The following is a 24,761-nucleotide window of genomic DNA, read 5'->3' as shown; positions in this document are numbered from 1 at the left end:
CACCCCCGCGGCTAGGATCAGCCCCCTGATGACCGCAACCCTCGTCGCCAAAGAACTCGCCGCCGGGCACGGCGACCGCTCGCTCTTCTCCGGGCTCGACCTCGTCGTCGCGCCCGGCGACGTGATCGGTCTCGTCGGAGTCAACGGCGCCGGCAAATCGACCCTGCTGCGTCTGCTCGCCGGGCTCGACCGCCCCGAGCAGGGCGAACTGAGGCTGTCGCCGCCCACGGCCACCGTCGGGCACCTCCCGCAGGAGCCCGAGCGGCGGCCCGGGGAGAGCGTGCGGGACTTCCTCGCTCGCCGGACGGGCGTCGCCGCCGCCCAGCGCGCGATGGACGAGGCGACCCAGGCGCTCGTGGACGGCGCGCCCGGCGCGGACGACGCGTACGCCGACAGCCTGGAGCGCTGGCTTGCTCTCGGCGGCGCGGACCTCGACGAGCGCGCCGAGGAGGTCGCCGACACCCTCGGTCTGACCGTCGGGCTCGACCTGCCGATGACCGCGCTCTCCGGCGGCCAGGCCGCCCGTGCGGGCCTCGCCTCCCTGCTGCTGTCGCGCTACGACGTCTTTCTGCTCGACGAGCCGACGAACGATCTCGACCTGGACGGACTGGACCGCCTGGAGACCTTCGTGCAGGGACTGCGCGCCGGGACGGTCGTCGTCAGCCATGACCGCGAGTTCCTGACCCGTACCGTCACCAAGGTCCTGGAACTCGATCTCGTACAGCAGCAGATCACCCTGTACGGCGGCGGATACGCGGCGTATCTGGAGGAGCGGGAGACCGACCGCCGCCACGCCCGCGAGGACTTCGAGGAGTACGCCGACAAGAAGGCCGCGCTCGAAGGGCGGGCCCAGATGCAGCGGTCCTGGATGGACAAGGGCGTCAAGAACGCCCGCCGCAAGGCGACCGACAGCGACAAGCTCGGCCGTAAGTTCCGCAGCGAGGCGAGCGAGAAGCAGGCGGCGAAGGCGCGCCAGACGCAGCGCATGATCGAGCGGCTCGACGCTGTGGACGAGCCCCGCAAGGAGTGGGAGCTGCGGATGGAGATCGCTTCCGCCCCGCGCTCCGGCTCCGTCGTCGCGACCCTGCGCGAGGCCGAGCTCCGCCGTGGTGACTTCACCTTCGGCCCGGCCTCGCTCCAGATCGACTGGGCCGACCGGGTCGCCATCACGGGAGCCAACGGAGCGGGCAAGTCGACACTGCTCGCGGCCCTGCTCGGCCGCATCGAGTTGGACGCGGGCCATGCCTCGCTCGGTTCGGGCGTCGTGGTCGGCGAGGTCGACCAGGCCCGCGGTCTCTTCTACGGCAACGAGACCCTGCTCGACGCGTTCTGCGCCGCCGTCCCGGACACCGAACCGGCCGAAGTACGTACCCTGCTGGCCAAGTTCGGGCTCAAGGCCGAGCACGTACTGCGCCCGGCGACGACGCTCTCCCCGGGTGAACGCACCCGCGCCGCGCTGGCGCTGCTCCAGGGCCGCGGTGTCAATCTCCTCGTACTCGACGAGCCGACCAACCATCTCGATCTTGTGGCGATCGAGCAGCTGGAGTCCGCGCTCGACTCGTACACCGGCACGCTGCTGCTGGTCACTCACGACCGCCGGATGCTCGACTCGGTCCGCACCACGCGGCGTATCGACGTGTCGGCGGGCAAGGTCACCGAAGGCTGACGTCTCGTCACTTCCGGAGAGCCGAACCGCGCTCACAACGGACGCGAAGGGCCCCGCCACCCGAGGGTGACGGGGCCCTGGCGCGTTGTCAGCGGCGCCGGTCGGGATCGGTGAGACCCGCGCGCCGCAGCGCGTCCGCCATCGCGCTGTTCGCCGGCGGTGGAGCCTGGCGGTCGCCGCCCCGGTCCCCGCGTCCGCCCTGCCGGGCGCGCTGCTGCGGCGGCCGGCCGCCGCGCTCACCGCGTTCCCGCTGCTTCGGGCCGCCGGCCTCCTTCGGTGCGGCTTCGTCGTCGAGGCGCAGTGTGAGCGAGATCCGCTTGCGCGGGATGTCGACGTCCAGGACCTTCACCTTCACCACGTCGCCCGGCTTCACGACGTCCCGCGGGTCCTTGACGAAGGTCTTCGACATGGCCGACACATGCACCAGTCCGTCCTGGTGGACGCCGATGTCCACGAAGGCACCGAAGGCCGCCACATTGGTGACCACGCCCTCCAGGATCATCCCGGACGCCAGGTCGCCGATCTTCTCGACGCCGTCCTTGAAGGTGGCCGTCTTGAACGCGGGCCGCGGGTCGCGCCCCGGCTTCTCCAGCTCCCGCAGGATGTCGGTCACCGTCGGCAGACCGAAGGTCTCGTCCACATAGTCGGCCGGCTTCAGCGAACGCAGCACCGGCGCGTTGCCGATCAGCGCGGCGACCTCCTCGCCCGCCGTCTTCACCATGCGCCGCACCACCGGATACGCCTCCGGGTGCACGCTGGAGGCGTCCAGCGGGTCGTCGCCGCCGCGGATCCTCAGGAAGCCCGCGCACTGCTCGTACGCCTTGGGGCCGAGCCTCGCCACATCCTTCAGCGCCTTGCGGGAGCGGAAGGGACCGTTGGAGTCGCGGTGCGCCACGATGTTCTCGGCGAGTCCGGTGCCGATGCCCGACACCCGTGAAAGCAGCGGCGCGGACGCGGTGTTGACGTCGACTCCGACGCCGTTCACACAGTCCTCGACGACCGCGTCCAGCGAGCGGGAGAGCTTCACCTCGGACAGGTCGTGCTGGTACTGGCCGACGCCGATCGACTTGGGGTCGATCTTGACGAGCTCGGCCAGCGGGTCCTGGAGGCGGCGGGCGATGGAGACGGCGCCGCGCAGCGAGACATCGAGGCCGGGCAGCTCCTGCGAGGCGAACGCGGACGCGGAGTACACCGAGGCCCCCGCCTCCGAGACCATCACCTTGGTGAGGCTCAACTCCGGGTGTTTGGCGCACAGTTCACCGGCGAGCTTGTCCGTCTCGCGGGAAGCCGTGCCGTTGCCGATCGCGATCAGATCGACCGAGTGCTCCTTGGCGAGCCGAGCCAGCTTGGCCAGCGACTCGTCCCACTTGTTGGCGGGGACGTGCGGATAGATCGTGTCGGTCGCGACGACCTTGCCGGTCGCGTCGACGACGGCGACCTTCACACCCGTACGGAAGCCGGGGTCCAGCCCGAGCGTGGACCGGGTGCCCGCCGGGGCCGCCAGCAGCAGATCCCGCAGGTTCGCGGCGAAGACGCGTACCGCCTCGTCCTCGGCGCCCGTGCGCAGCCGCAGCCGCAGATCGATGCCCAGGTGCACCAGGATCCGGGTCCGCCAGGCCCAGCGCACCGTGTCGGCGAGCCACTTGTCGCCGGGACGGCCCCGGTCGGCGACATCGAAGCGCCGGGCGATCATCGACTCGTAGAGGGAGGGACCCGGCTGCTCGGACGGCTCCTCGGGCTCCAGGACCAGGTCGAGGACCTCTTCCTTCTCGCCCCGGAACATGGCGAGCACCCGGTGCGAGGGCAGTTCCTTGAAGGGCTCGGCGAAGTCGAAGTAGTCGGCGAACTTGGCGCCCGCCTCCTCCTTGCCCGCGCGCACCTTCGCCGCCAGCCGCCCGCGCGTCCACATCCGCTCACGCAGCTCGCCGATCAGGTCGGCGTCCTCGGAGAAACGCTCCGTCAGAATCGACCGCGCGCCGTCCAGCGCCGCGGCGGCGTCCGCGACGCCCTTGTCTGCGTCGACGAAGGCGGCGGCGGCCGCGAGCGGCTCCACCGACGGATCGCCGAGCAGCCCCTCGGCGAGCGGTTCGAGACCGGCCTCGCGCGCGATCTGTGCCTTGGTGCGCCGCTTGGGCTTGAAGGGCAGATAGATGTCCTCGAGGCGCGCCTTGGTGTCGGCCGCCCGGATCTGCGCCTCGACCTCGCCGGTGAGCTTGCCCTGCTCGCCCACGGACTGAAGGATCGCGGCCCGCCGCTCCTCCAGCTCCCGCAGATAGCGCAGCCGCTCCTCCAACGTGCGCAGCTGCGCATCGTCGAGCATCTCGGTCGCTTCCTTGCGGTAGCGCGCGATGAACGGCACGGTCGACCCGCCGTCGAGCAGCTCGACGGCCGCCTTCACCTGCCGCTCGCGTACGCCGAGCTCCTCGGCGATCCTGCCTTCGATGGACGTCGTCACGGTTCCCCGACTCGCCTTCTCATGCTGGTCGTGCTGGCTGTGCTTGAGAGTGCATTGTGCCGGGTGGCCGGGGCCCGTGTCGCGCGCCGCCTCGGACCCGATCCGGCCATCGTGCCGCGCCTAGGCCTCAGCTCTTGCTGCTGAGGTCCGCGGGGAAGGCGCCCGCGGCCACCGCGAGGCTGAGGAAGCCGCGCGCCAGCTCGGTCAGCCGCTCGACGCCTTCCGCGCCCAGATGTTCGTACGGTGCCTTGTCGATGCGGTCCGTATGGTCTTCGAGCCCGGCCCGCAGCTCTGCGCCCGCCTCGGTCAACTCGCCCTCGGCGTCCAGCAGTCCGCGCTCGCGCAGCCGGTCCTGTGCGGCTTCCCAGTCGGTGCGCCGCCAGCCGCGGGTGGCCAGGATCCAGCGCGGCGCCGCGCCCTTTCCGGTCGCCGTGTGGCTCACCATCGCTTCGAGGGGGTCGAGCCCGGCCGAGAGCAGGGCGGCGAGATGGCCGTCGCCGCGGTGCTCGCGCAGCAGGGTGGCGGCGTGCCAGTACGCGAGATGGGGCTCGGTGGGCACGGGCAGATCGGCGTGCGCGGCATACAGCGGCCGGGCGTGCCGGGTACAGGCCTCGGCGGCCCGCAGCGCAAGCTCGGCGGCCTCCGCCAGCTCCTTGGAGCCGATCACCTCGTCGCCGAGCAGCCGCCGCAGCGTGCGGTCGACGATGCGCAGCCGGGCGTCGAGCACTGCCTCGGGCGAGGCGGTGTCCCACACGGCGGGCAGATGCTGTGCGATCAGCTCGTGGTTGAAGTTGTAGAAGGTGGCCGCGACCGCGCCCGGGCCGACGGCTCCCATCGCGGCCGCGCGCGTGGCGAAGTAGGCGGCGCGCTCGTCCTCGATGCCGAGCCGCGCGTACTCGGCCGCGAAGTCCGGCGAGAAGTAGAGCGTCGAGTGCATCGGGTTGAGTGCGTGGTGACAGTGGCGGCCGGAGCGCGCGGGCAGAGTGCTCATACCAGAGATGTTACCGACCGGTCGGTACGCCGTGAAGCCCGGGTGCGCGCGCGGGCTCGCCCGACAAGGCTCCCGCGAAGATCGTCGACTACTGGCGCGGTCAGGCAGGGAAGGTCACACAGACCAGGTGAAACGGGGCGCCCTGCGCTCCAGGAAGGCGGCGACCCCCTCGGCGGTGTCGCCGCCGGCGCGCGCCTGCTCCTCCCAGTGGGCGTCCCGGTCGGTGCGGCCGGTCGCGAACTCCTTCGCGGCTGCCTGGGTCAGCTGCGAGCGTGAGGCGATGATCCGCGTGAACTCGGCGACCCGCTTGCCCAGTTCGCCCTTCGGCAGCACCTCGTCCACCAGTCCGGTGCGCAGTGCCCGCTCCGTGTCGATCAACTCGCCCGAGAAGAGCAGGTACTTGGCAGTCGCCGGGCCCACCAGTGAGACCAGCCGCCGGGTGGTCGAGGCCGGATAGACGATCCCGAGCTTCGCGGGGGTCACCCCGAACAGCGCGTCGTCCTCCGCGAACCGCAGATCGCAGGCCGCGGCGAGCTGACAGCCGCCACCCACGCAGTAGCCGCGCACCGCGGCGAGCGTCGGTTTGGGGAACGAGGCCAGCGCATCCTCGGCCTGTACGGCGAGGGCCTGGGGGGCCTCGCCGGGCTCCCGCAGCGAGGAGATGTCGGCGCCGGCGCAGAAGGTCGGGCCCTCGCCGGTCAGTACGAGCGCTCGTACCGAATCGTCGGTGCCCAGCTCCGCGAGCAGCCCGGGCAGCGCGCGCCACATCCCCGCGGTCATGGCGTTGCGCTTGGCGGGATTGCTGATGACGACGGTGGCGACCCCGTCCGCGACGGTGAGTTCCAGCTGCGGCTCCATGCGCCGGATGCTATCCGCCGCCCCCGAGCCCACCAATCAGCCAGAAGAAGATCAGGAACGGTCGAACGGCCGACTGCGTCATGCGCACTCGATCAAAAGACGTCGATAGGCGCTGACTTGTGTTCAGTGGCCGGGTCTGGACCAACCGAGACCAACACTTATTACTCGATGGTCAGTGGCAGTCGAGCCGAGGGTGGGTGCCGGACTATGGAGAGCCGCGGGAGCGTCCCGGCCCGGCCCCTGTCGTACGAGGGCGTCTGGCGATTCACCGCTCCAGCGGTCGACGTGTCCGTACCGCAGGCCCGGCACGCCGTTCGGGACCTGCTGAACCGTCAAGGTGTCCCCGTGCAGGACGACCTCGTCCAGGGGCTGCTGCTGATCGTCTCCGAGCTGGTCACCAATGCCGTACGGCACGCTGCCCTGCTCTCGCCCCAGATCGCCGTCGAGGTCGCCATCGGCGCGGAGTGGATCCGGGTGTCGGTGGAGGACAACCATCCCTACCGGCCCAAGGCGCTGGAGACGGATTACGGACAGACAGGCGGCCGCGGTCTGCTTCTCGTGCGCGAGATCACCCTGGAAGCCGGCGGATCCTGCGACGTCGAGCACACCGCGAGCGGCGGGAAGATCATCTGGGCCGCGCTGCCGCTGAGACCGGGCGGCCCCGCGGTCTTCTAGGCGCCCTGCCCGGCCTGTAGGCCGCCCTGCCTGTCCCGTAGGTCGCCGTGCCCGTCCGGTCACCAGGCGCCGGAGGGACCGGTCAGCTCCCTGATCGCGGGGCGCGCCGCGTCGAGCACGGTCATGAACCATGCCGAGAACGGACTCGCTGCATGCCGCGCCTGAAGCTCCCTCGGCGTCACGAAGGCCGTCTCGCCGACCTCGTCCGGGTCCGGACGCGGCGGAGTCTGCACAAGTCCCACGAAGAGGTGGTTGTACTCCTGCTCCACCAGACCCGAGTCGGGGTCGGGGTGGTTGTAGCGGACCGTGCCCGCCTCGGCGAGCAGCGAGGGCGAGATCCCCAGCTCCTCGTGCGTACGCCGGGCGGCCGCCGCGAACGGGGCCTCGCCCGGGTACGGGTGCCCGCAGCAGGTGTTCGACCAGACACCGGGGGAGTGGTACTTGCCCAGCGCGCGACGCTGAAGCAGCAGCCGCCCGTGCTCGTCGAAGAGGAAGACGGAGAACGCCCGGTGCAACATCCCGGGCGCCTGATGGGCGGCGAGCTTCTCCGCGGTGCCGATGGTGTTGCCGTGCTCGTCGACCAGTTCGAGCAGGATCGCTTGGGTGGTTCCGTTCGACGAGCTGTTCGTCGCGGTGGCTGGTGAGGTCGGCATAACCATCCTTCGCATCGGTCCTCGGCGGCCCTGGGTGGCCTGCCCAGTCTGCCGTACAAAAGCGGCTTGTCCGCACTTCGGCAGTCCGGGCATGTCCGTCCCCGCCGCGCCTGGACGCGGCGGGGGCGACGTTGTTCGTCATATGCCGAAGGCTCCGGGGCGCTCGGCCGTGCCTCGTGGCACGCCCCCGGAATCGTTGAGCACAAGGGCCATCATGGCCTCGCCGGGCACCTCGGAAACCGGCCTCGTCCCACGGCGCGGAGCCCCCTCGAAGGCGAACCTCGGGCAGTAGGCCGGATGGCTCAGAACCGGCCCCGGGAACCCCTCAGTGACAGAGCCTGGCCTCGTGCTCGGCATGGCCGACCGGCTCGAGCTGGAAGGTGCAGTGCTCCACATCGAAGTGGTCCCCGATGCACCCCTGCAGATCGTGCAGCATCTTTTCGTGCCCGACCGCGTCCAGGACGTCCTGGTGCGCCACCACGTGCGCCGAGAGCACCGGCATCCCCGAAGTGATCGTCCAGGCATGCAGATCGTGTACGTCCTCGACCCCGGGCAGGGCGAGTATGTGTGCGCGCACCTCACCCATGTCCACGCCCTTGGGAGCCGCCTCCAGCAGCACGTTGAGCGTCTCGCGCAGCAGCTTCAAGGTGCGCGGGACGATCATCAGGCCGATGACCAGGGACGCGATGGGGTCGGCCGCCTGCCAGCCGGTGGCGAGGATGATGCCCGCCGAGACCAGCACGGTGAAGGACCCGAGCGCGTCCGCGAGGACTTCCAGGTACGCCCCGCGGACGTTCAGGCTCTCCTGCCGGCCCCGTACGAGCAGGGCGAGCGAGACCATGTTGGCGACCAGACCGACCACGGCGAACGCGATCGTCAGTCCGCCCCTGGTGTCGGCCGGAGTGATGAAGCGCTGTACCGCCTCGACGACCAGATAGCCGCCCACGCCGAGCAGCAGGATGCAGTTGGCGAGCGCGGCCAGGATCTCGGCCCGCGCGAAGCCGAAGGTGCGGTTCCCCTCCGCGGGCCGGTTGGCGAAGTGGATGGCCAGCAGAGCCATGGCGAGCCCGACTCCGTCCGTCGCCATGTGGGCGGCGTCGGCGATCAGCGCGAGCGAGTCGGACAGGATGCCGCCGACGATCTCCAGGACCATCACGCCCAGCGTGATCGACAGGGCGATGCGCAGACGTCCCTTGTAGGCCGATGCCGCGGTGCCGGTCGGCGGCGGTCCGCCGTGCGAATGCCCGTGGTCGTGCCCAGCCCCCATGAAAGACGCCTCCTGGTCTCGGACGTGACTGCCGAGACCTCAGTGAACTACGGGTGGGGGGTATCGAGCAACACGGCACTGAACACCGTTGTCATATCGCCTGACCTGCGGAAACGACCTACAGGACGACGCGCAGGTCAGGCACTCACAAGATCAGTTGGCCCCTGCCTCGGGGTGCCGGACGCGCCAGCCGTCCCAGGCCGACTCGACCATCTCGCGAACCCCGCGCGAGGCCGTCCAGCCGAGCTCCTTGGTGATCAGATCGACCGAGGCGACGGCCCTGGCGGCGTCGCCGGGGCGGCGCGGCTCGATCACCGGCTCCGTATCGTCACCCGTGACCTCGGCCACCAGATCGGCGAGCTCTCGCACCGAGACCCCGGTGCCGCGGCCGATGTTGACCGTGAGATCCCCCGCGCCGTCCTGCTCCGCGAGCCTGCGGGCCACAGCGAGGTGGGCGTCGGCCAGATCCGCGACATGGATGTAGTCCCGGATGCAGGTGCCGTCCGGCGTCGGATAGTCGTCGCCGAAGATCCGCGGAGCCTCGCCCCGCGTGATCCGGTCGAAGAACATCGGGATGATGTTGAACACCCCGGTGTCCGCCAGCTCGGGCCGTGCTGATCCAGCCACATTGAAGTAGCGCAGACAAGCCGTGGAGATGGAGTGCGCCTTGCCGGTCGCCCGGACCAGCCACTCGCCCGCGAGCTTCGTCTCGCCGTACGGATTGATGGGCTCGCAGGGAGAGGACTCGGGGATCAGCTCCACCTCGGGGACCCCGTACACGGCGGCCGACGAGGAGAACAGGAACCGCTTCACACCGGCCTCGACGACCGCGTCGAGCAGCACGGTGAGGCCGTGCACATTCTCCCGGTAGTAGAGCAGCGGCTGCTCGACGGACTGTCCGACCTGCTTCTTCGCCGCGAGATGCACGACGCCGGTGACGGCGTGTTCGGCGAGAGTGCGGTCGAGCAGCTCGCGGTCCAGGACCGCCCCCCGCACCAGCGGAATCTCCTGAGGCAGCCGCTCGGCGACGCCGGACGAGACGTCGTCGAGGACGACGACCCGCTCACCCGCCGCCGTCATGGCCCGCGCGACGTGCGCTCCTATGTACCCCGCTCCACCTGTGATCAGCCAAGTCATGACCGCCACCTTAGGCGGTGTCCTGTGGATCATGCAGGGTCCGCGGTTTGTTGAGCGGGCATGCGATCGTCGATGATGATCTCGGCGGGACCCAGCAAGCCATGTCCATGGCGAGCGAGCCGTGAACGGCCAGTGAACTCCCGCTTCCGCACATCCGATAGCCTCTGCCGACGAGCCGCCGACCGTATACGGGCCGAGCCGCCGCGCATCCGCACCCTCAGCTCCAAGGAGTGAGTTCGTCTGTCGACCGCCATCCTCACCGGTCCGCCGGTACCCGGATCGTCGCTCGAGGGCGATCTGCGGTCGCTGGGTTTTGACGTACGGATCGCCTCCGGCACCGAGGACACCGCGGCGCTGATCGCCGCCGTCCCGGGCGCCGAGCGCGTCGCTGTCGTCGACCCCCGCTTCGTCGGGCACGTCCACTCGCTGCGGCTGGCGCTGACGGATCCCCGCTTCCCGGCAGCCGCGGTGCCCGGCGCGCTGACTGCACAGCCCGAGGCGCGCACAGCGCTGACCCGGGCCCTGTCGGCCGCAGGAACCGGCACACCCTCCGGTGCGGCCGACGACGGCGACACCCTGTCGGCGGTGCGGGCCGTGGTGCTGCCCGACGTGCTCGCCGACGCGCTGGATGCCGAAGGCACCGCCGTGCACCGGCCCGAGCTGGGATCGCTCGTCGCGACGGTGCCCGATGACCCCCAGGCCCGTAACGAGGCACGGCAGGCCGTCACCGCGGTCGACGACGAGGACGTACGCCTGCGCTCGGCCGTGAAGGCCCGCGACGGCTTCTTCACCACCTTCTGCATCAGCCCGTACTCCCGCTACATCGCCCGTTGGTGCGCACGCCGGGGACTGACCCCCAACCAGGTCACCACCGCCTCGCTGCTGACCGCGCTGATCGCGGCCGGTGCCGCGGCCACCGGAACCCGCGGCGGCTACATCGCGGCGGGCGTGCTGCTGATCTTCTCCTTCGTCCTGGACTGCACCGACGGGCAGCTCGCCCGCTACTCGCTGCAGTACTCCACGATGGGCGCCTGGCTGGACGCGACCTTCGACCGCGCGAAGGAGTACGCGTACTACGCGGGCCTCGCCCTCGGCGCGGCACGCGGCGGTGACGACGTATGGGCGCTGGCGCTCGGCGCGATGGTGCTGCAGACCTGCCGCCATGTCGTGGACTTCTCCTTCAACGAGGCGAACCACGACGCCGTGTCGAACACGAGCCCCACCGCCGCGCTCTCCGACAAGCTCGACAGCGTCGGCTGGACGGTCTGGGTGCGCAGGATGATCGTCCTGCCCATCGGCGAGCGCTGGGCGATGATCGCCGTGCTGACCGCCGTGACCACGCCCCGGATCGTCTTCTACGCACTGCTCATCGGCTGTGCGTTCGCCGCTTCCTACACCACCGCCGGCCGCGTCCTGCGCTCGCTGACCCGCAAGGCACAGCGAACCGACCGCGCGGCTCAGGCGCTCGCCGACCTGACCGACTCCGGCCCGCTCGCCGAAGCGGTCGCGGGCGGCTTCAGCAAGCGCGCGCCGAGCCTGCCCGCGTTCGCTCCCTTCGTGATCGCCCTGGCGGGCGGTGCCGCCGTGGTGGCGACCGCCGCGTTCACCGACTACGGCTCGCCCTGGCCGGCTGTCGCCGCTGTGGCGTATGTCATCACCTCGGGCATCGCCGTCGCCCGCCCCCTCAAGGGCGCCCTCGACTGGCTCGTACCGCCGGTGTTCCGGGCCGCCGAGTACTGCACCGTCCTTGCGCTCGCCGCCCGCGCCGAGGTGAACGGAGCCTTGCCCGCGGCCTTCGGCCTGGTGGCGGCCGTCGCCTACCATCACTACGACACGGTGTACCGCATCCGCGGCGGTACGGGCGCGCCCCCGAACTGGCTGGTGCGGGTCATCGGCGGGCACGAGGGGCGGACCCTGGCAGTCGCGGTGCTGGCCGCACTGGTCACCAACGCACACTTCACGATCGCGCTGACGGTCCTCGCTGTGGCCGTCGCACTCGTGGTGCTGGTGGAGAGCATCCGCTTCTGGGTGTCCTCCGGAGCACCCGCCGTACATGACGAAGGAGAACCCGCATGATCGGCCTCGTACTGGCAGCCGGTGCCGGACGGCGTCTTCGCCCCTACACCGACACGCTTCCGAAGGCCCTCGTGCCCGTCGACGGCGACACCACCGTTCTCGACCTCACCCTGGGGAACTTCGCCGAGATCGGCCTCACCGAGGCGGCCATCGTGGTCGGCTACCGCAAGGAGGCCGTCTACGAGCGCAAGGCGGCGCTGGAGGCGAAGTACGGCCTGAAGCTCATCCTCGTCGACAACGACAAGGCCGAGGAGTGGAACAACGCCTACTCCCTGTGGTGCGCGCGTGACGTCCTCAAGCAGGGCGTGATCCTCGCCAACGGCGACACCGTCCACCCCGTCTCCGTCGAGCGCACCCTGCTCGACGCCCGCGGCAACGGCCAGAAGATCATCCTCGCCCTCGACACGGTGAAGCACCTCGCCGACGAGGAGATGAAGGTCATCACCGAGGGCGACAAGGGTGTCCGGCGCATCACCAAGCTGATGGACCCGGCCACCGCCACCGGCGAGTACATCGGCGTCACGCTCATCGAGCCCGAGGCCGCCGACGAGCTCGCCGACGCGCTGAAGACCACCTTCGAGCGCGACCCCGACCTCTACTACGAGGACGGCTACCAGGAGCTCGTGAACCGCGGCTTCACCGTGGACGTGGCCCCCATCGGCGACGTCAGGTGGGTCGAGATCGACAACCACGACGACCTCGCGAAGGGCCGTGAGATCGCGTGCCTGTACTGACCCGACTGATTCCGTCGCCGGTCGTCGTCGACATCCGCACCGGAGCCCTCGACGACCTGGTCGGCCTCCTCGCCGACCAGCGGATCTCGGCGTCGGGCACGCTCGCCTTCGCGATCAGCAATGGCTCCGGTCAGGCGCTGCGCGAGAAGCTGGCGCCGCTGTTTCCCGACGCCGACTGGTATGCGGTCGCCGACGGGACGATCGACTCGGCCGTAAGACTGGCCGACGACATCAAGGGCAAGCGGTACGACGCGGTCGTCGGCCTGGGCGGCGGCAAGATCATCGACGTGGCGAAGTACGCGGCGGCCCGTGTGGGGCTGCCGATGGTCGCAGTCGCCACGAATCTCGCACACGACGGGCTGTGCTCCCCAGTCGCGACTCTCGACAACGACAACGGCCGGGGCTCCTACGGAGTCCCCACGCCGATCGCCGTCGTCATCGACCTCGATGTGGTCCGCGAAGCCCCCGTGCGCTACGTGCGTTCCGGCATCGGTGACGCGATCTCGAACATCTCGTGTGTCGCCGACTGGGAGCTCTCCCACCGGGTGACCGGCGAATCCATCGACGGACTGGCCGCGGCGATGGCCCGTCAGGCCGGCGAGGCCGTGCTGCGGCATCCCGGTGGCATCGGCGACGACGCATTCCTCACCGTCCTCGCCGAAGGGCTGGTCCTGACCGGTATCTCCATGTCGGTAGCAGGCGACAGCCGACCGGCCTCCGGTGCTTGCCACGAGATCAACCACGCCTTCGACCTGCTGTACCCCAAGCGCTCCGCACTCCACGGCGAGCAGGTCGGCATCGGAGCCGCCTTCGCGATGCACCTGCGTGGTGCGCACGAGCAGTCCGGACTCTTCGCCGAGGTGCTGCGCAGGCACGGCCTGCCGGTGCTGCCCGAGGAAATCGGGTTCTCCACGGACGAGTTCGTCAAGGCTGTGGAGTACGCACCACAGACCCGTCCTGGCCGCTTCACCATCCTCGAGCACCTTGACCTCACCACCGATCAGATCAGGGACGCGTACGCCGACTATGTCAAGACCATCAGTAGCTGAACTCCGTCCGGTCGTTCACCCGGCGGGAGTGAAGGACCGGCGAAGCGGCGAGCACTGGGGCGGCCGCCTGTACATGCGCGAGATCTCGTTGCGCATCACCCGCCGTCTGGTCACCACCGACGTCACGCCGAACCAGCTGACGTACCTGATGACCATCTGCGGTGTCCTCGCGGCCCCGGCCCTGCTCGTGCCGGGCATCTGGGGCGCCGTCCTCGGCGTCGTGGCGGTCCAGCTCTATCTGCTGCTCGACTGCGTCGACGGCGAGGTCGCCCGCTGGAAGAAGCAGTTCTCGCTCTCCGGCGTCTACCTCGACCGCGTCGGTGCCTACCTGTGCGACGCGGCGGTCCTGGTCGGCTTCGGCCTGCGCGCCGCCGACCTGTGGGGCCCCGGGCCGATCGACTGGCTGTGGGCCTTCCTCGGCACCCTCGCCGCGCTCGGCGCGATCCTGATCAAGGCCGAGACCGACCTGGTCGGGGTCGCCCGCCATCAGGGCGGGCTGCCGCCGGTCAAGGAGGCGGCGGCCGAGCCGCGCTCGTCCGGCATGGCACTGGCCCGCCGGGCCGCCGCCGCGCTGAAGTTCCACCGGCTCGTCCTCGGCATCGAGGCGTCCCTGCTCATCCTGGTGCTCGCCGTCCTGGACGCGATCCAGGGCGACCTGTTCTTCACGCGCCTCGGCGTCGCCGTGCTTGCCGGCATCGCGCTGCTCCAGACGGTGCTGCACCTGGTGTCCATCCTGGCTTCGAGCAGGCTCAAATGACTGTGTTCTCCCGGGGGACGACCCCCGAAACCCCGAGGCCGATGAAGCTCGGCGCGGTCATCATCACGATGGGCAATCGCACCGACGATCTGCGCGCCCTCCTCGATTCGGTCGCCAAGCAGGACGGCGACCCGATCGAGGTGGTCGTGGTCGGCAACGGCGCCCCGGTGATCGATGTCCCCGAGGGCGTACGGACCGTGGACCTGCCCGACAACCTGGGCATTCCGGGCGGCCGTAATGTCGGCATCGAGGCCTTCGGCCCCTCCGGTTCCGACGTCGACGCGCTGCTCTTCCTGGACGACGACGGTCTGCTGCCCAACAGCGACACCGGCGAGCTGGTGCGCGGCGCCTTCGAGGCCGATCCGGAGCTGGGCATCGTCAGCTTCCGTATCGCCGATCCGGAGACCGGGCTCACCCAGCGCCGCCATGTCCCGCGGCTGCGCGCCTCCGACCCGATGCGCTCCTCGCGGGTGACAACGTTTCTCGGCGGCGCCAACGCCGTGCGTACGAAGGTCCTCGCCGAGGTCGGCTCGCTGCCGGACGAGTTCTTCTACGCCCATGAGGAGACGGACCTGGCCTGGCGGGCGCTGGACGCGGGCTGGGCGATCGACTACCGCTCGGACATGGTGCTGTTCCATCCGACGATGCCGCCGTCCCGGCACGCGGTCTACCACCGCATGGTGGCCCGCAACCGGGTCTGGCTGGCCCGCCGCAACCTCCCTGCGCCCCTGGTCCCCGTCTACCTCGGTGTCTGGGTGCTGCTGACCCTGCTGCGGCGGCCATCGCTGCCCGCTCTGAAGGCCTGGTTCGGCGGTTTCAAGGAAGGCTGGCAAACTCCTTGTGGTCCCCGTCGGCCCATCAGGTGGCGTACGGTGTGGCGCCTGACCCGTCTGGGCCGCCCTCCTGTCATCTGACATGCTCGGTCCTGAGAGCATCGGGCGTACTCCCGGGACCTGGACGTCCGAGCCTGCGCCCGACCGGCTGCGCATCTTGAACACGAAAGTTTCAACTTGTGAGTGACACAACCCATGACGGTGCGATCGCGACGAGCGCCCCGCCATCCGCCGACGAAGGCCTGACACCGGCGCAGCTCGCCGACAAGTACGGTCTGTCGGTGAGCGGTGCCCGACCGGGGCTCGTCGAATACATCCGGCAGCTCTGGGGCCGGCGCCACTTCATCGTGGCCTTCGCCTCGGCGAAGCTGACCGCCCAGTACAGCCAGGCCAAGCTCGGCCAGCTCTGGCAGGTGGCGACGCCCCTGCTGAACGCTGCCGTGTACTACTTGATCTTCGGCCTCATCCTGGGGACCAGGAAGGGCATCTCCAACGATGTCTTCATCCCCTTCCTGGTGACGGGCGTCTTCGTCTTCACCTTCACCCAGACCTCTGTGATGGCCGGTGTCCGAGCCATCTCGGGCAATCTCGGGCTGGTACGGGCACTGCACTTCCCCCGGGCGGCACTGCCGATCTCCTTCGCGCTGCAGCAGCTTCAGCAGCTGATGTTCTCGATGATCGTGCTCTTCATCATCGCGGCTGCCTTCGGCAGCTACCCCTCGCTCAGCTGGCTGCTGATCGTGCCCGCACTGGGCCTGCAGTTCGTCTTCAACATCGGTATCGCGCTGATGATGGCGCGGCTGGGCAGCAAGACGCCCGACCTGGCCCAGCTGATGCCGTTCATCATGCGCACCTGGATGTATGCCTCGGGCGTCATGTACTCCATCCCGATCATGCTGAAGGACAAGCCGGCCTGGATCGCCGAAGTGCTCGGCTACAACCCCGCAGCGGTCTACATGGACTTGGTCCGCTTCGCGCTGATCGACGGATACGGCGCGTCCAATCTGCCGTCGCACGTCTGGTTCGCGGCCGTCCTGTGGGCCGTTCTCTTCGGCGTCGCCGGGTTTGTGTACTTCTGGAAGGCGGAGGAGCGATATGGCCGTGGCTGAGGACATCACAGCGCAGGACATCGCGCAGGAGCGCATCCCCACCGTCATCGCTGACGACGTGCACATCGTGTACCGGGTGCACGGCGGCAGTGGCGGCAAGGGCAGTGCCACCGCGGCCCTGAGCCGGATACTCCGCCGCGACAAGGGCCAGTCCCGCGGTATCCGCAAGGTCCATGCCGTGCGCGGTGTCTCCTTCACCGCGTACCGCGGCGAGGCGATCGGACTGATCGGGACCAACGGCTCCGGCAAGTCGACTCTCCTGCGTGCCATCGCCGGACTGCTGCCGACCGAGAGTGGCCGGGTGTACACCGACGGTCAGCCCTCCCTGCTCGGCGTCAACGCCGCGCTCATGGGTGATCTCACCGGCGAGCGGAACGTCATTCTCGGCGGCCTCGCGATGGGCATGTCGCGCGAGGAGATCCGTGACCGTTATGAGGGGATCGTCGAGTTCTCGGGCATCAACGAGAAGGGCGATTTCATCACCCTGCCGATGCGCACCTACTCCTCCGGTATGGGTGCCAGGCTCCGCTTCTCCATCGCCGCCGCCAAGAACCACGACGTCCTCATGATCGACGAGGCCCTGGCGACGGGTGACCGCAAGTTCCAGATCCGCTCCGAGGAGCGCATTCGCGAGCTCCGCAAGGAGGCGGGCACGGTCTTCCTCGTCAGCCATGGCGCCAAGACGATCCGGGACACCTGCGACCGTGTCCTGTGGCTGGAGCGCGGCGAGCTCCTGATGGACGGCCCGACCGACGAGGTCCTGCGGGCGTACGAGAAGGAGACCGGCAAGTAGCCGGACCACGAAGATCGCCTGAAAAGACCCCCGTCGGCGCATCCCGGCGGGGGTCTTCTGCGTCCCTAGGAGGACACGGACCGCGCCGCGCGCCGAACAAGCGGGCAAGGATCGTCAAGCCAAGGTCAATTCCCGAGCCGCCGCGGAAGGTTGGTCAGGATTGGAGTGTTCTTGTAATGCGCGCAACACCCGGACGTATCACCGCGCGTTGTACAACGTAAGCTGTACCGGTGCTGAATCGCGGCAATCGGGGCGATACGGCCGGACCAGACCTGTGGCGCGCCGTCCGCCGGGCGGTCTCCGCTGAGTCGGGAGGACCGGCGGCGTGTCCGAAATAGGATGGGTTGGATCGGCAGTGTAGAACGGGAGATGTGACGGCTATGACGGAAAATCTCCAGCTCCGCGAGGCTTTCGCCGTCCCCGCACCGGGCAGTTCCGAATGACGGGCACCCGGCAGGCGCGCGCCGAGGCTTCCGCGCGCGCCACACTCGACAAGGCCGCGGACGAGAACTTTCCCGTGGCCCCCTTCTTCCTGCCGCGCGCCTGGCGCGATGACCTGATGGCGGTGTACGGCTACGCCCGCCTTGTCGACGACATCGGCGACGGCGACCTCGCACCCGGCGGCGCGGACGCCCGCCACCTCGGCGTCGACCCCGCGAAGGCGGATGACCGGCTGGTGATGCTGGACGCCTTCGAGACGGATCTGCGCCGCGTTTTCGCCGGAGCCGACGCCGACCCGCACCACCCGCTGCTGAGCGCCCTGCGGCCGGTCGTACGCCGCCGTTCGCTCACCCCGGAGCCCTTCCTCGGGCTGATCGAGGCCAACCGCCAGGACCAGCTGGTGGGGCGCTACAAGACGTACGACGAGCTCGTCGCGTACTGCGAGCTGTCCGCCAACCCCGTCGGCCGGCTCGTCCTGCAGATCACCGGCACCGCCAGCCCCGAGCGCGTCCGGCTCTCCGACGCGATCTGCACCGGGCTCCAGATCGTCGAGCACCTCCAGGACGTGGGCGAGGACTTCGGACGCGACCGGATCTATCTGCCCGCCGAGGACATGCAGCGCTTCCATGTCACGGAGGACGATCTCGCCGCACGGACCGCGGGTGTGCCGGTGCGCGCACTGATCGCATACGAAGCGGATCGCGCCCGGCGACTCCTGGATGAAGGCACACCTCTGGTGGGCAGCGTCCACGGCAGGCTGCGGCTGCTGTTCGCCGGATTCGTGGCCGGAGGGCGCGCCGCCCTCACCGCGATCGCTGCAGCCGGACACGACGTCCTGCCCGGACCGCCCACGGCGACCAAGGCCAATCTGCTGCGTGAGGTGGGAGCAGTCTTGCGAAGAGCGCGTAGAGAGGGGTGAGCCGGACGATGGAGGGATCGACGGAGTCGTCGGCGCCGGTGCAGGCCGCGTACAGCTACTGCGAGGCCGTCACCGGCCGGCAGGCGCGGAACTTCGCTTACGGCATCAGGCTGCTGCCCACCGACAAGCGACAGGCCATGTCGGCGCTGTACGCGTTCTCGCGGCGCGTCGACGACATCGGCGACGGGGAGCTCGCCCCCGAGGCCAAGCGGAACCGGCTGGAGAGCACGCGGGACGTGCTGGAGCGGATTCGCGGGGGCGCGGTCCAGGAGGACGACACCGACCCGGTCGCTGTCGCCCTCGCGGACGCGGCACGCCGTTTCCCGCTCCCGCTCGCGGGCCTCGACGAGCTCATCGACGGCGTGCTGATGGACGTACGCGGCGAGACCTACGAGACCTGGGACGACCTCAAGGTCTACTGCCGGTGTGTCGCGGGCGCGATCGGGCGGCTCTCGCTCGGCGTGTTCGGGACTCAGCCCGGCGCGCGCGGCGTCGAGCGCGCCGCAGAGTACGCCGACACGCTGGGGCTCGCCCTTCAACTCACCAACATCCTCAGGGACGTTCGCGAGGACGCGGCCAACGGACGCACCTATCTGCCCGCCGACGACCTCGCCAAGTTCGGCTGCTCCGCGGGTTTCCACACCGCGACCCCGCCGCCCGGCTCCGACTTCGCGGGCCTGGTGCACTTCGAAGTGCGGCGCGCCCGCACCCTGTTCGCCGAGGGCTATCGCCTGCTGCCCATGCTCGACCGGCGCAGCGGCGCCTGTGTCGCCGCGATGGCCGGGATCTACCGCCGGCTTCTCGACCGCATCGAACGCGACCCCGAGGCGGTACTGCGCGGCCGCGTCTCGCTGCCCGGGCGTGAGAAGGCGTACGTCGCCGTGCGCGGACTGTCCGGACTCGACGCCCGCCACATCACACGGCAGACCCTGAGGGGGCGTGTCTGATGCGGGCGCACAAGCGGCGGGCAACCGTCCGCTCCGACGCGGCGTCCCTGACTGCATCGGACGAGGACCGGGACCGGGGGGAGGTCGCGTGACGGACGACGACATGCGGTCCCCGCACGCGGTGGTGGTCGGCGGAGGGCTCGCCGGCATCACCGCGGCGCTGCAACTCGCCGAGGCGGGAATGAGCGTCACACTGGTCGAAAGCCGCACCCGGCTGGGCGGCCTCGCCTTCTCCTTCCGGCGCGGCGACCTGACCGTCGACAACGGCCAGCATGTGTATCTGCGCTGCTGCACCGCGTACAGCTGGTTCCTGGACCGGATCGACGGCGCTCATCTCGCCCCGCTCCAGGACCGTTTGGACGTGCCGGTGCTGGATGTGGGGCACAAGCGCGGTCCGCGCCTCGGCCGGCTGCGTCGTACCGCGCTGCCCGTGCCGCTGCACCTCGCCGCCGGACTGGCCACCTATCCGCACCTTTCGCTCGCCGAGCGCGCCGCCGTCGGGCGCGCCGCGCTCGCGCTGCAGAAGCTCGACCCCGCCGACCCGGCGCTGGACGGCATCGACTTCGCGACCTGGCTGGGCCGCCACGGCCAGTCGGCGCGCGCCATCGAGGCCCTGTGGGACCTCGTCGGCGTGGCGACCCTGAACGCCACCGCGCCGCACGCCTCCATGGGGCTCGCCGCGATGGTCTTCAAGACGGGACTCCTGTCCGAGCCGGGCGCCGCCGACATCGGCTGGGCGCGCGTGCCGCTCGGGGAACTGCACGACACGCTGGCCCGCAAGGCCCTCGACTCGGCGGGCGTACGCACCGAGCTGTCGACCCGCGTCCGCGGCATCTCCCGTGCGGATCTCGGGCGTTGGCACGTCGAGGTGGACGGCGAACTGCTGGAGGCGGACACCGTCGTGCTCGCCGTACCGCAGCGCGAGGCGCATGCGCTGCTGCCCGAGGGGGCTCTGGAGGACCCCGACAGGCTGCTCGACATCGGCACCGCGCCGATCCTCAACATCCATGTGCTGTACGACCGAAAGGTCCTGCGCCGCCCGTTCTTCGCCGCGCTCGGCACGCCGGTCCAGTGGGTCTTCGACCGCACGGAGGCCTCGGGGCTTGGCGAGGGCCAGTATCTGGCCCTGTCCCAGTCGGCCGCCGAGGACGAGATCGACACGCCCGTCGCCGCCCTGCGCGAGCGGTATCTGCCCGAGCTGGAGCGGCTGTTGCCCGCCACGCGCGGAGCCGAAGTCCGCGACTTCTTCGTCACCCGGGAGCGTACGGCGACCTTCGCTCCGAGCCCGGGCGTCGGCAGGCTGCGCCCCGGTGCGCGTACCGCAGCGCCGGGCCTGTACCTTGCGGGCGCGTGGACCGCCACCGGCTGGCCCGCGACCATGGAGGGTGCCGTACGCAGCGGCTTCAGCGCCGCCGGCGCCGCACTCTCCGCTCTCGGCCGTCACCAGGAACATCCGCTCAAGGAGGCGGCGTGAGCATCAGTACTGGAACAAGAGGAGAGACCGTGCCGACTGTGCCCTCGGCGAACCCGGCTGATGACACCGCAGCCGGAGGAGAGAGCCTGGACATCATCGCGCTGCTGGAGCGCGGGCGGACCATGTCCACCCCGGTGCTGCGTGCGGCCGTAGGCCGGCTCGCGCCGCCCATGGACACCGTCGCCTCCTACCACTTCGGCTGGATCGACGCGCAGGGGCGGCCCGCCGACGGCGACGGCGGCAAGGCCGTACGCCCGGCGCTCGCCCTGCTGTCCGCCGAGGCCGCCGGCGCCGCACCCGAGGTGGGCATCCCCGGAGCTGTCGCCGTGGAGCTGGTACACAACTTCTCGCTGCTGCACGACGACCTGATGGACGGCGACGAGCAGCGCCGCCACCGCGACACGGTGTGGAAGGTGCACGGACCGGCCCAGGCGATCCTCGTCGGCGACGCGCTGTTCGCGCTCGCGGGCGAGGTGCTGCTGGAGCTCGGCACCGTCGAGGCGGGCCGCGCCACCCGCCGGCTGACCACCGCCACCCGCAAGCTGATCGACGGCCAGGCCCAGGACATCTCCTACGAGCACCGCGAGCGGGTCACCGTCGAGGAGTGCCTGGAGATGGAGGGCAACAAGACCGGCGCCCTGCTGGCCTGCGCCTGCTCCATCGGCGCGGTGCTCGGCGGGGCCGACGACAAGATGGCCGACACGCTGGAGGCGTACGGCTACCACCTCGGTCTCGCCTTCCAGGCCGTCGACGATCTGCTGGGCATCTGGGGCGACCCGGAGGCGACCGGCAAGCAGACCTGGAGCGATCTGCGTCAGCGCAAGAAGTCCCTGCCGGTCGTCGCCGCTCTCGCGGCCGGCGGCCCGGCGTCGCAGCGTCTCGGGGAGCTGCTCGCGGCCGATGCCAAGAGCAATGACTTCGACAGCTTCTCCGAGGAGGAATTCGCCACCAGGGCGGCCCTGATCGAGGAGGCGGGCGGCCGCGAGTGGACCTCGCAAGAGGCCCGCAGGCAGCACACGATCGCGATCGAGGCCCTGAGCGGTGTCGACATGCCGGAGCAGGTCAGGGCGCAGCTCGTCGCGCTCGCGGACTTCGTCGTCGTACGAAAGAGATGATCGCTATCGCCTGCAGCATATGCGTGTCCTCTGGGGGCTAGCCCCCAGACCCCCATGCAGTCGCCGGCCGGCGTTCGGGAGACCGGGCACCGGCCGACGGAGACCCCAGCACAGCAGAGAGCCACTGCAACGAAGGGGAAGCCATGACAGCGACGACCGACGGAAGCAGCGGGCCCGCGGGGCCCGTGGCAGCCGCGGCCAATGAACAAACCGACATCACGCGCGAAGCCGTCGATGTCACCCGGGCCGCGGCCCGGGCCGCGGAACGATCGATCGAGCATCTGCTGGGCCGGCAGGACGCCGAGGGCTGGTGGAAGGGCGACCTCGAGACCAATGTGACGATGGACGCCGAGGATCTGCTGCTGCGTCAGTTCCTCGGGATCCAGGACGCGCGGATCACCGAGGCGGCAGGCCGCTTCATCAGGGGCGAGCAGCGCGACGACGGCGCCTGGGCCACCTTCTACGGCGGGCCCGGCGAGCTCTCCACCACCGTCGAGGCGTACGTCGCGCTGCGGCTGGCCGGTGACCGGCCCGACGATCCCCACATGGCGCGCGCATCCGCCTGGATCAGGGACCGGGGCGGCATCGCCGCGAGCCGGGTCTTCACCCGGATCTGGCTCGCGCTCTTCGGCTGGTGGAAGTGGGACGACCTCCCCGAGCTGCCGCCCGAGCTGATCTTCTTTCCCCCGTGGCTCCCGCTCAACATCTACGACTTCGGCTGCTGGGCCCGGCAGACGATAGTGCCGCTCACGGTGGTCTCGGCGAAGCGTCCGGTGCGGCCCGCGCCGTTCGCACTCGACGAGCTGCACACCGACGCGCGCACGCCGAACCCGGTCAAGCCCCTTGCTCCCGCCACGAGTTGGGACGGATTGTTCCAGCGTGCCGACAAGGTGCTGCACGCCTATCACAAGGTCGCACCCCGCCGGCTGCGCCGGGTAGCGATGAACGCGGCCGCGCGCTGGATCATCGAGCGCCAGGAGAACGACGGCTGCTGGGGCGGTATCCAGCCGCCCGCTGTGTACTCCGTCATCGCTCTGCATCTGCTCGGCTACGACCTTCAGCACCCCGTCATGAGGGCGGGCCTGGAGTCGCTGGACCGTTTCGCCGTGTGGCGCGAGGACGGCGCACGCATGATCGAGGCGTGCCAGTCGCCCGTATGGGACACCTGCCTGGCCACCATCGCGCTGGCCGACGCGGGACTGGCACCCGACCACCCGGCACTCGTCAAGGCCGCCGACTGGATGCTGGCCGAGGAGATCGTGCGGCCCGGCGACTGGGCCGTACGCAGGCCCCGGCTCGCCCCGGGCGGCTGGGCGTTCGAGTTCCACAACGACAACTACCCGGACATCGACGACACGGCCGAGGTCATCCTCGCGCTGCGGCGGGTCAGGCACCCCGATCCGCAGCGGGTGGACGCGGCGATCGTCCGGGGCGCGCGCTGGACCGTGGGCATGCAGTCCAGGAACGGAGCCTGGGCCGCCTTCGACGCCGACAACACCAGCGCGTTTCCCAACCGGCTGCCGTTCTGCGACTTCGGCGAGGTGATCGACCCGCCGTCGGCGGACGTCACCGCGCATGTCGTCGAGATGCTGGCCCACGAGGGCAAGGCCCACCACCCCTGTACCCGGCGCGGCATCGAGTGGCTGCTCGCCGAACAGGAGCCCAGCGGTGCCTGGTTCGGCCGCTGGGGCGTCAACTACATCTACGGAACAGGCTCGGTGGTCCCGGCGCTCACCGCGGCCGGGATGCCCCTCACTCATCCCGCGATCCGGCGTGCCGTGCGCTGGCTCGAATCCGTCCAGAACGACGACGGAGGGTGGGGCGAGGACCTGCGCTCCTACCGCGAGCAGAAGTGGATCGGCCACGGCGAGTCCACCGCTTCCCAGACCGCCTGGGCGCTGCTCGCGCTGCTCGCCGCGGGGGGGCGGGAGAGCAAGATGGTCGAGCGGGGCGTGGCCTGGCTCGCCGAGACCCAGCAGGCGGACGGATCCTGGGACGAGCCGTACTTCACCGGCACCGGCTTCCCCTGGGACTTCTCGATCAACTACCACCTCTACCGGCAGGTCTTCCCGCTCACGGCGCTCGGCCGCTATGTGCACGGTGAGCCCTTCAGCGACCGCGCGGGCAGCGCCCCGGACAACCGAGAGGGGGGCTGATGGACCGGTCCCCGGAGCCGTCCGGCTCCCCGGCGCCGCTGCTGATCGCCTGTGCGCTCGGCATCGAGAAACTCGCCCTGCGCACCGGTGACCGCAGTGGCGCACGCGGTCCGGTGACCGTGCTCCGCAGCGGCATGGGCCCGCAGAGCGCGGAGCGTGCCGTGCGGGAGGCGCTGGGCGAAGGGCCACTGCGGGATGCGGCGGTCGTCGCCTCGGGCTTCTGCGCCGGGCTCGCCCCGGGGATGCACCCCGGGGATCTGGTGGTAGCCGAAGAGACCCGTCACGCCGGCGGCTCCACGGTCTGCACGGATACGGAACTGCTGGTCAAGGCGGTGACCCGGGCGGTGCCCGGACGCAGGGTGCACACCGGCCCGCTGACCGGCTCCGACCATGTCGTCCGCGGACACGAACGGGCCGAGCTGCGCGCCGGCGGTGCGATCGCCGTGGACATGGAATCCGCGGCCACACTCCGCAGCGCTCTGAGCGCCGGGCCCCGCCCGGTTGCGGCCGTCCGGGTGGTCGTGGACGCTCCTGAGCATGAGCTGGTCCGTATTGGCACGGTACGCGGTGGAATATCAGCCTTCCGTGTTCTTCGTGCCGTCCTTCCTGCTTTTTTCGAATGGCACCGTTCTTTGCTGCTCCCCAGGAGGTGAGCT

The 24,761-nt window shown here is 70.3% G+C and carries 21 protein-coding genes; 15 read left to right on the top strand and 6 right to left on the bottom strand.

The window, feature by feature from the left end; genetic code table 11:
* Positions 1-28: 28 nt before the first annotated feature.
* Positions 29-1,666, top strand: coding sequence for an ABC-F family ATP-binding cassette domain-containing protein (locus tag OHA61_RS05240; protein WP_406301914.1), 1,638 nt, complete (start codon positions 29-31; stop codon positions 1,664-1,666).
* Positions 1,667-1,754: 88 nt separating this feature from the next.
* Here OHA61_RS05240 and OHA61_RS05235 read toward each other — a convergent pair whose 3' ends face one another.
* The 3 genes from OHA61_RS05235 to OHA61_RS05225 all read right to left on the bottom strand — a co-directional run bounded on the left by OHA61_RS05235 (position 1,755) and on the right by OHA61_RS05225 (position 5,970).
* Complete coding sequence (locus OHA61_RS05235; RefSeq protein ID WP_406301913.1) at positions 1,755-4,121, bottom strand: Tex family protein; 2,367 nt, start codon at positions 4,119-4,121, stop codon at positions 1,755-1,757.
* Positions 4,122-4,248: 127 nt separating this feature from the next.
* Positions 4,249-5,112 (bottom strand): SCO6745 family protein, encoded by an 864-nt coding sequence (locus OHA61_RS05230; RefSeq protein ID WP_406301912.1) that lies wholly within the window; start codon positions 5,110-5,112, stop codon positions 4,249-4,251.
* 114 nt (positions 5,113-5,226) lie between these two features.
* Entirely contained in the window at positions 5,227-5,970 is a 744-nt protein-coding gene (locus OHA61_RS05225) for an enoyl-CoA hydratase/isomerase family protein (protein WP_406301911.1), read from the bottom strand.
* A gap of 207 nt (positions 5,971-6,177) precedes the next feature.
* Here OHA61_RS05225 and OHA61_RS05220 point away from each other — a divergent pair, with 207 nt between their 5' ends.
* Positions 6,178-6,645 (top strand): ATP-binding protein, encoded by a 468-nt coding sequence (locus OHA61_RS05220; RefSeq protein WP_406301910.1) that lies wholly within the window; start codon positions 6,178-6,180, stop codon positions 6,643-6,645.
* Positions 6,646-6,704: 59 nt separating this feature from the next.
* On the opposite strand, the gene idi is transcribed toward OHA61_RS05220, so the two are convergent.
* From idi to galE, 3 genes are all read right to left on the bottom strand, one after another.
* Positions 6,705-7,298 (bottom strand): isopentenyl-diphosphate Delta-isomerase, encoded by a 594-nt coding sequence (gene idi, locus OHA61_RS05215; RefSeq protein ID WP_406301909.1) that lies wholly within the window; start codon positions 7,296-7,298, stop codon positions 6,705-6,707.
* A gap of 325 nt (positions 7,299-7,623) precedes the next feature.
* Positions 7,624-8,565: a cation diffusion facilitator family transporter gene (locus OHA61_RS05210; protein ID WP_406301908.1), complete on the bottom strand. Its 942-nt coding sequence runs from the start codon at positions 8,563-8,565 to the stop codon at positions 7,624-7,626.
* Positions 8,566-8,718: 153 nt separating this feature from the next.
* Entirely contained in the window at positions 8,719-9,702 is a 984-nt protein-coding gene (gene galE, locus OHA61_RS05205) for a UDP-glucose 4-epimerase GalE (RefSeq protein WP_406301906.1), read from the bottom strand.
* 240 nt (positions 9,703-9,942) lie between these two features.
* Between galE and OHA61_RS05200 the strand changes: the two genes are divergently transcribed.
* The 13 genes from OHA61_RS05200 to OHA61_RS05140 all read left to right on the top strand — a co-directional run bounded on the left by OHA61_RS05200 (position 9,943) and on the right by OHA61_RS05140 (position 24,758).
* Positions 9,943-11,778: a DUF5941 domain-containing protein gene (locus tag OHA61_RS05200; protein WP_406307284.1), complete on the top strand. Its 1,836-nt coding sequence runs from the start codon at positions 9,943-9,945 to the stop codon at positions 11,776-11,778.
* Positions 11,775-12,512 (top strand): phosphocholine cytidylyltransferase family protein, encoded by a 738-nt coding sequence (locus OHA61_RS05195; RefSeq protein ID WP_324989369.1) that lies wholly within the window; start codon positions 11,775-11,777, stop codon positions 12,510-12,512. The genes OHA61_RS05200 and OHA61_RS05195 overlap by 4 nt, the downstream gene beginning before the upstream one ends.
* On the top strand, positions 12,500-13,561 hold the full coding sequence (locus OHA61_RS05190; RefSeq protein WP_324989367.1) for an iron-containing alcohol dehydrogenase family protein: 1,062 nt from the start codon (positions 12,500-12,502) through the stop codon (positions 13,559-13,561). Before OHA61_RS05195 ends, OHA61_RS05190 begins: the two co-directional genes overlap by 13 nt.
* Positions 13,539-14,318: a CDP-alcohol phosphatidyltransferase family protein gene (locus OHA61_RS05185; protein WP_324989365.1), complete on the top strand. Its 780-nt coding sequence runs from the start codon at positions 13,539-13,541 to the stop codon at positions 14,316-14,318. Before OHA61_RS05190 ends, OHA61_RS05185 begins: the two co-directional genes overlap by 23 nt.
* 41 nt (positions 14,319-14,359) lie before the next feature.
* Positions 14,360-15,232, top strand: a complete 873-nt coding sequence (locus OHA61_RS05180) for a glycosyltransferase family 2 protein (protein WP_406307283.1) — start codon at positions 14,360-14,362, stop codon at positions 15,230-15,232.
* Between the two features lie 98 nt (positions 15,233-15,330).
* On the top strand, positions 15,331-16,260 hold the full coding sequence (locus tag OHA61_RS05175; RefSeq protein WP_406301905.1) for an ABC transporter permease: 930 nt from the start codon (positions 15,331-15,333) through the stop codon (positions 16,258-16,260).
* Positions 16,247-17,053, top strand: coding sequence for an ABC transporter ATP-binding protein (locus OHA61_RS05170; RefSeq protein WP_406301904.1), 807 nt, complete (start codon positions 16,247-16,249; stop codon positions 17,051-17,053). The genes OHA61_RS05175 and OHA61_RS05170 overlap by 14 nt, the downstream gene beginning before the upstream one ends.
* A 439-nt stretch (positions 17,054-17,492) precedes the next feature.
* Complete coding sequence (hpnC, locus tag OHA61_RS05165; protein ID WP_406301903.1) at positions 17,493-18,413, top strand: squalene synthase HpnC; 921 nt, start codon at positions 17,493-17,495, stop codon at positions 18,411-18,413.
* A gap of 8 nt (positions 18,414-18,421) precedes the next feature.
* Positions 18,422-19,360, top strand: coding sequence for a presqualene diphosphate synthase HpnD (hpnD, locus tag OHA61_RS05160; RefSeq protein ID WP_406301902.1), 939 nt, complete (start codon positions 18,422-18,424; stop codon positions 19,358-19,360).
* Between the two features lie 103 nt (positions 19,361-19,463).
* Complete coding sequence (hpnE, locus tag OHA61_RS05155; RefSeq protein WP_406307282.1) at positions 19,464-20,834, top strand: hydroxysqualene dehydroxylase HpnE; 1,371 nt, start codon at positions 19,464-19,466, stop codon at positions 20,832-20,834.
* Positions 20,835-20,872: 38 nt separating this feature from the next.
* Entirely contained in the window at positions 20,873-21,949 is a 1,077-nt protein-coding gene (locus tag OHA61_RS05150) for a polyprenyl synthetase family protein (RefSeq protein ID WP_361906675.1), read from the top strand.
* 143 nt (positions 21,950-22,092) lie between these two features.
* Positions 22,093-24,105, top strand: a complete 2,013-nt coding sequence (gene shc, locus OHA61_RS05145; RefSeq protein ID WP_406301901.1) for a squalene--hopene cyclase — start codon at positions 22,093-22,095, stop codon at positions 24,103-24,105.
* Positions 24,105-24,758, top strand: coding sequence for a 1-hydroxy-2-methyl-2-butenyl 4-diphosphate reductase (locus tag OHA61_RS05140; RefSeq protein WP_406301900.1), 654 nt, complete (start codon positions 24,105-24,107; stop codon positions 24,756-24,758). Before shc ends, OHA61_RS05140 begins: the two co-directional genes overlap by 1 nt.
* The last annotated feature ends 3 nt before the right edge of the window (positions 24,759-24,761 follow it).

The sequence above is a fragment of the Streptomyces sp. NBC_00885 genome (assembly GCF_045207475.1).
Classification (GTDB): domain Bacteria; phylum Actinomycetota; class Actinomycetes; order Streptomycetales; family Streptomycetaceae; genus Streptomyces.
This window is presented reverse-complemented; position numbering and strand designations above follow the sequence as displayed.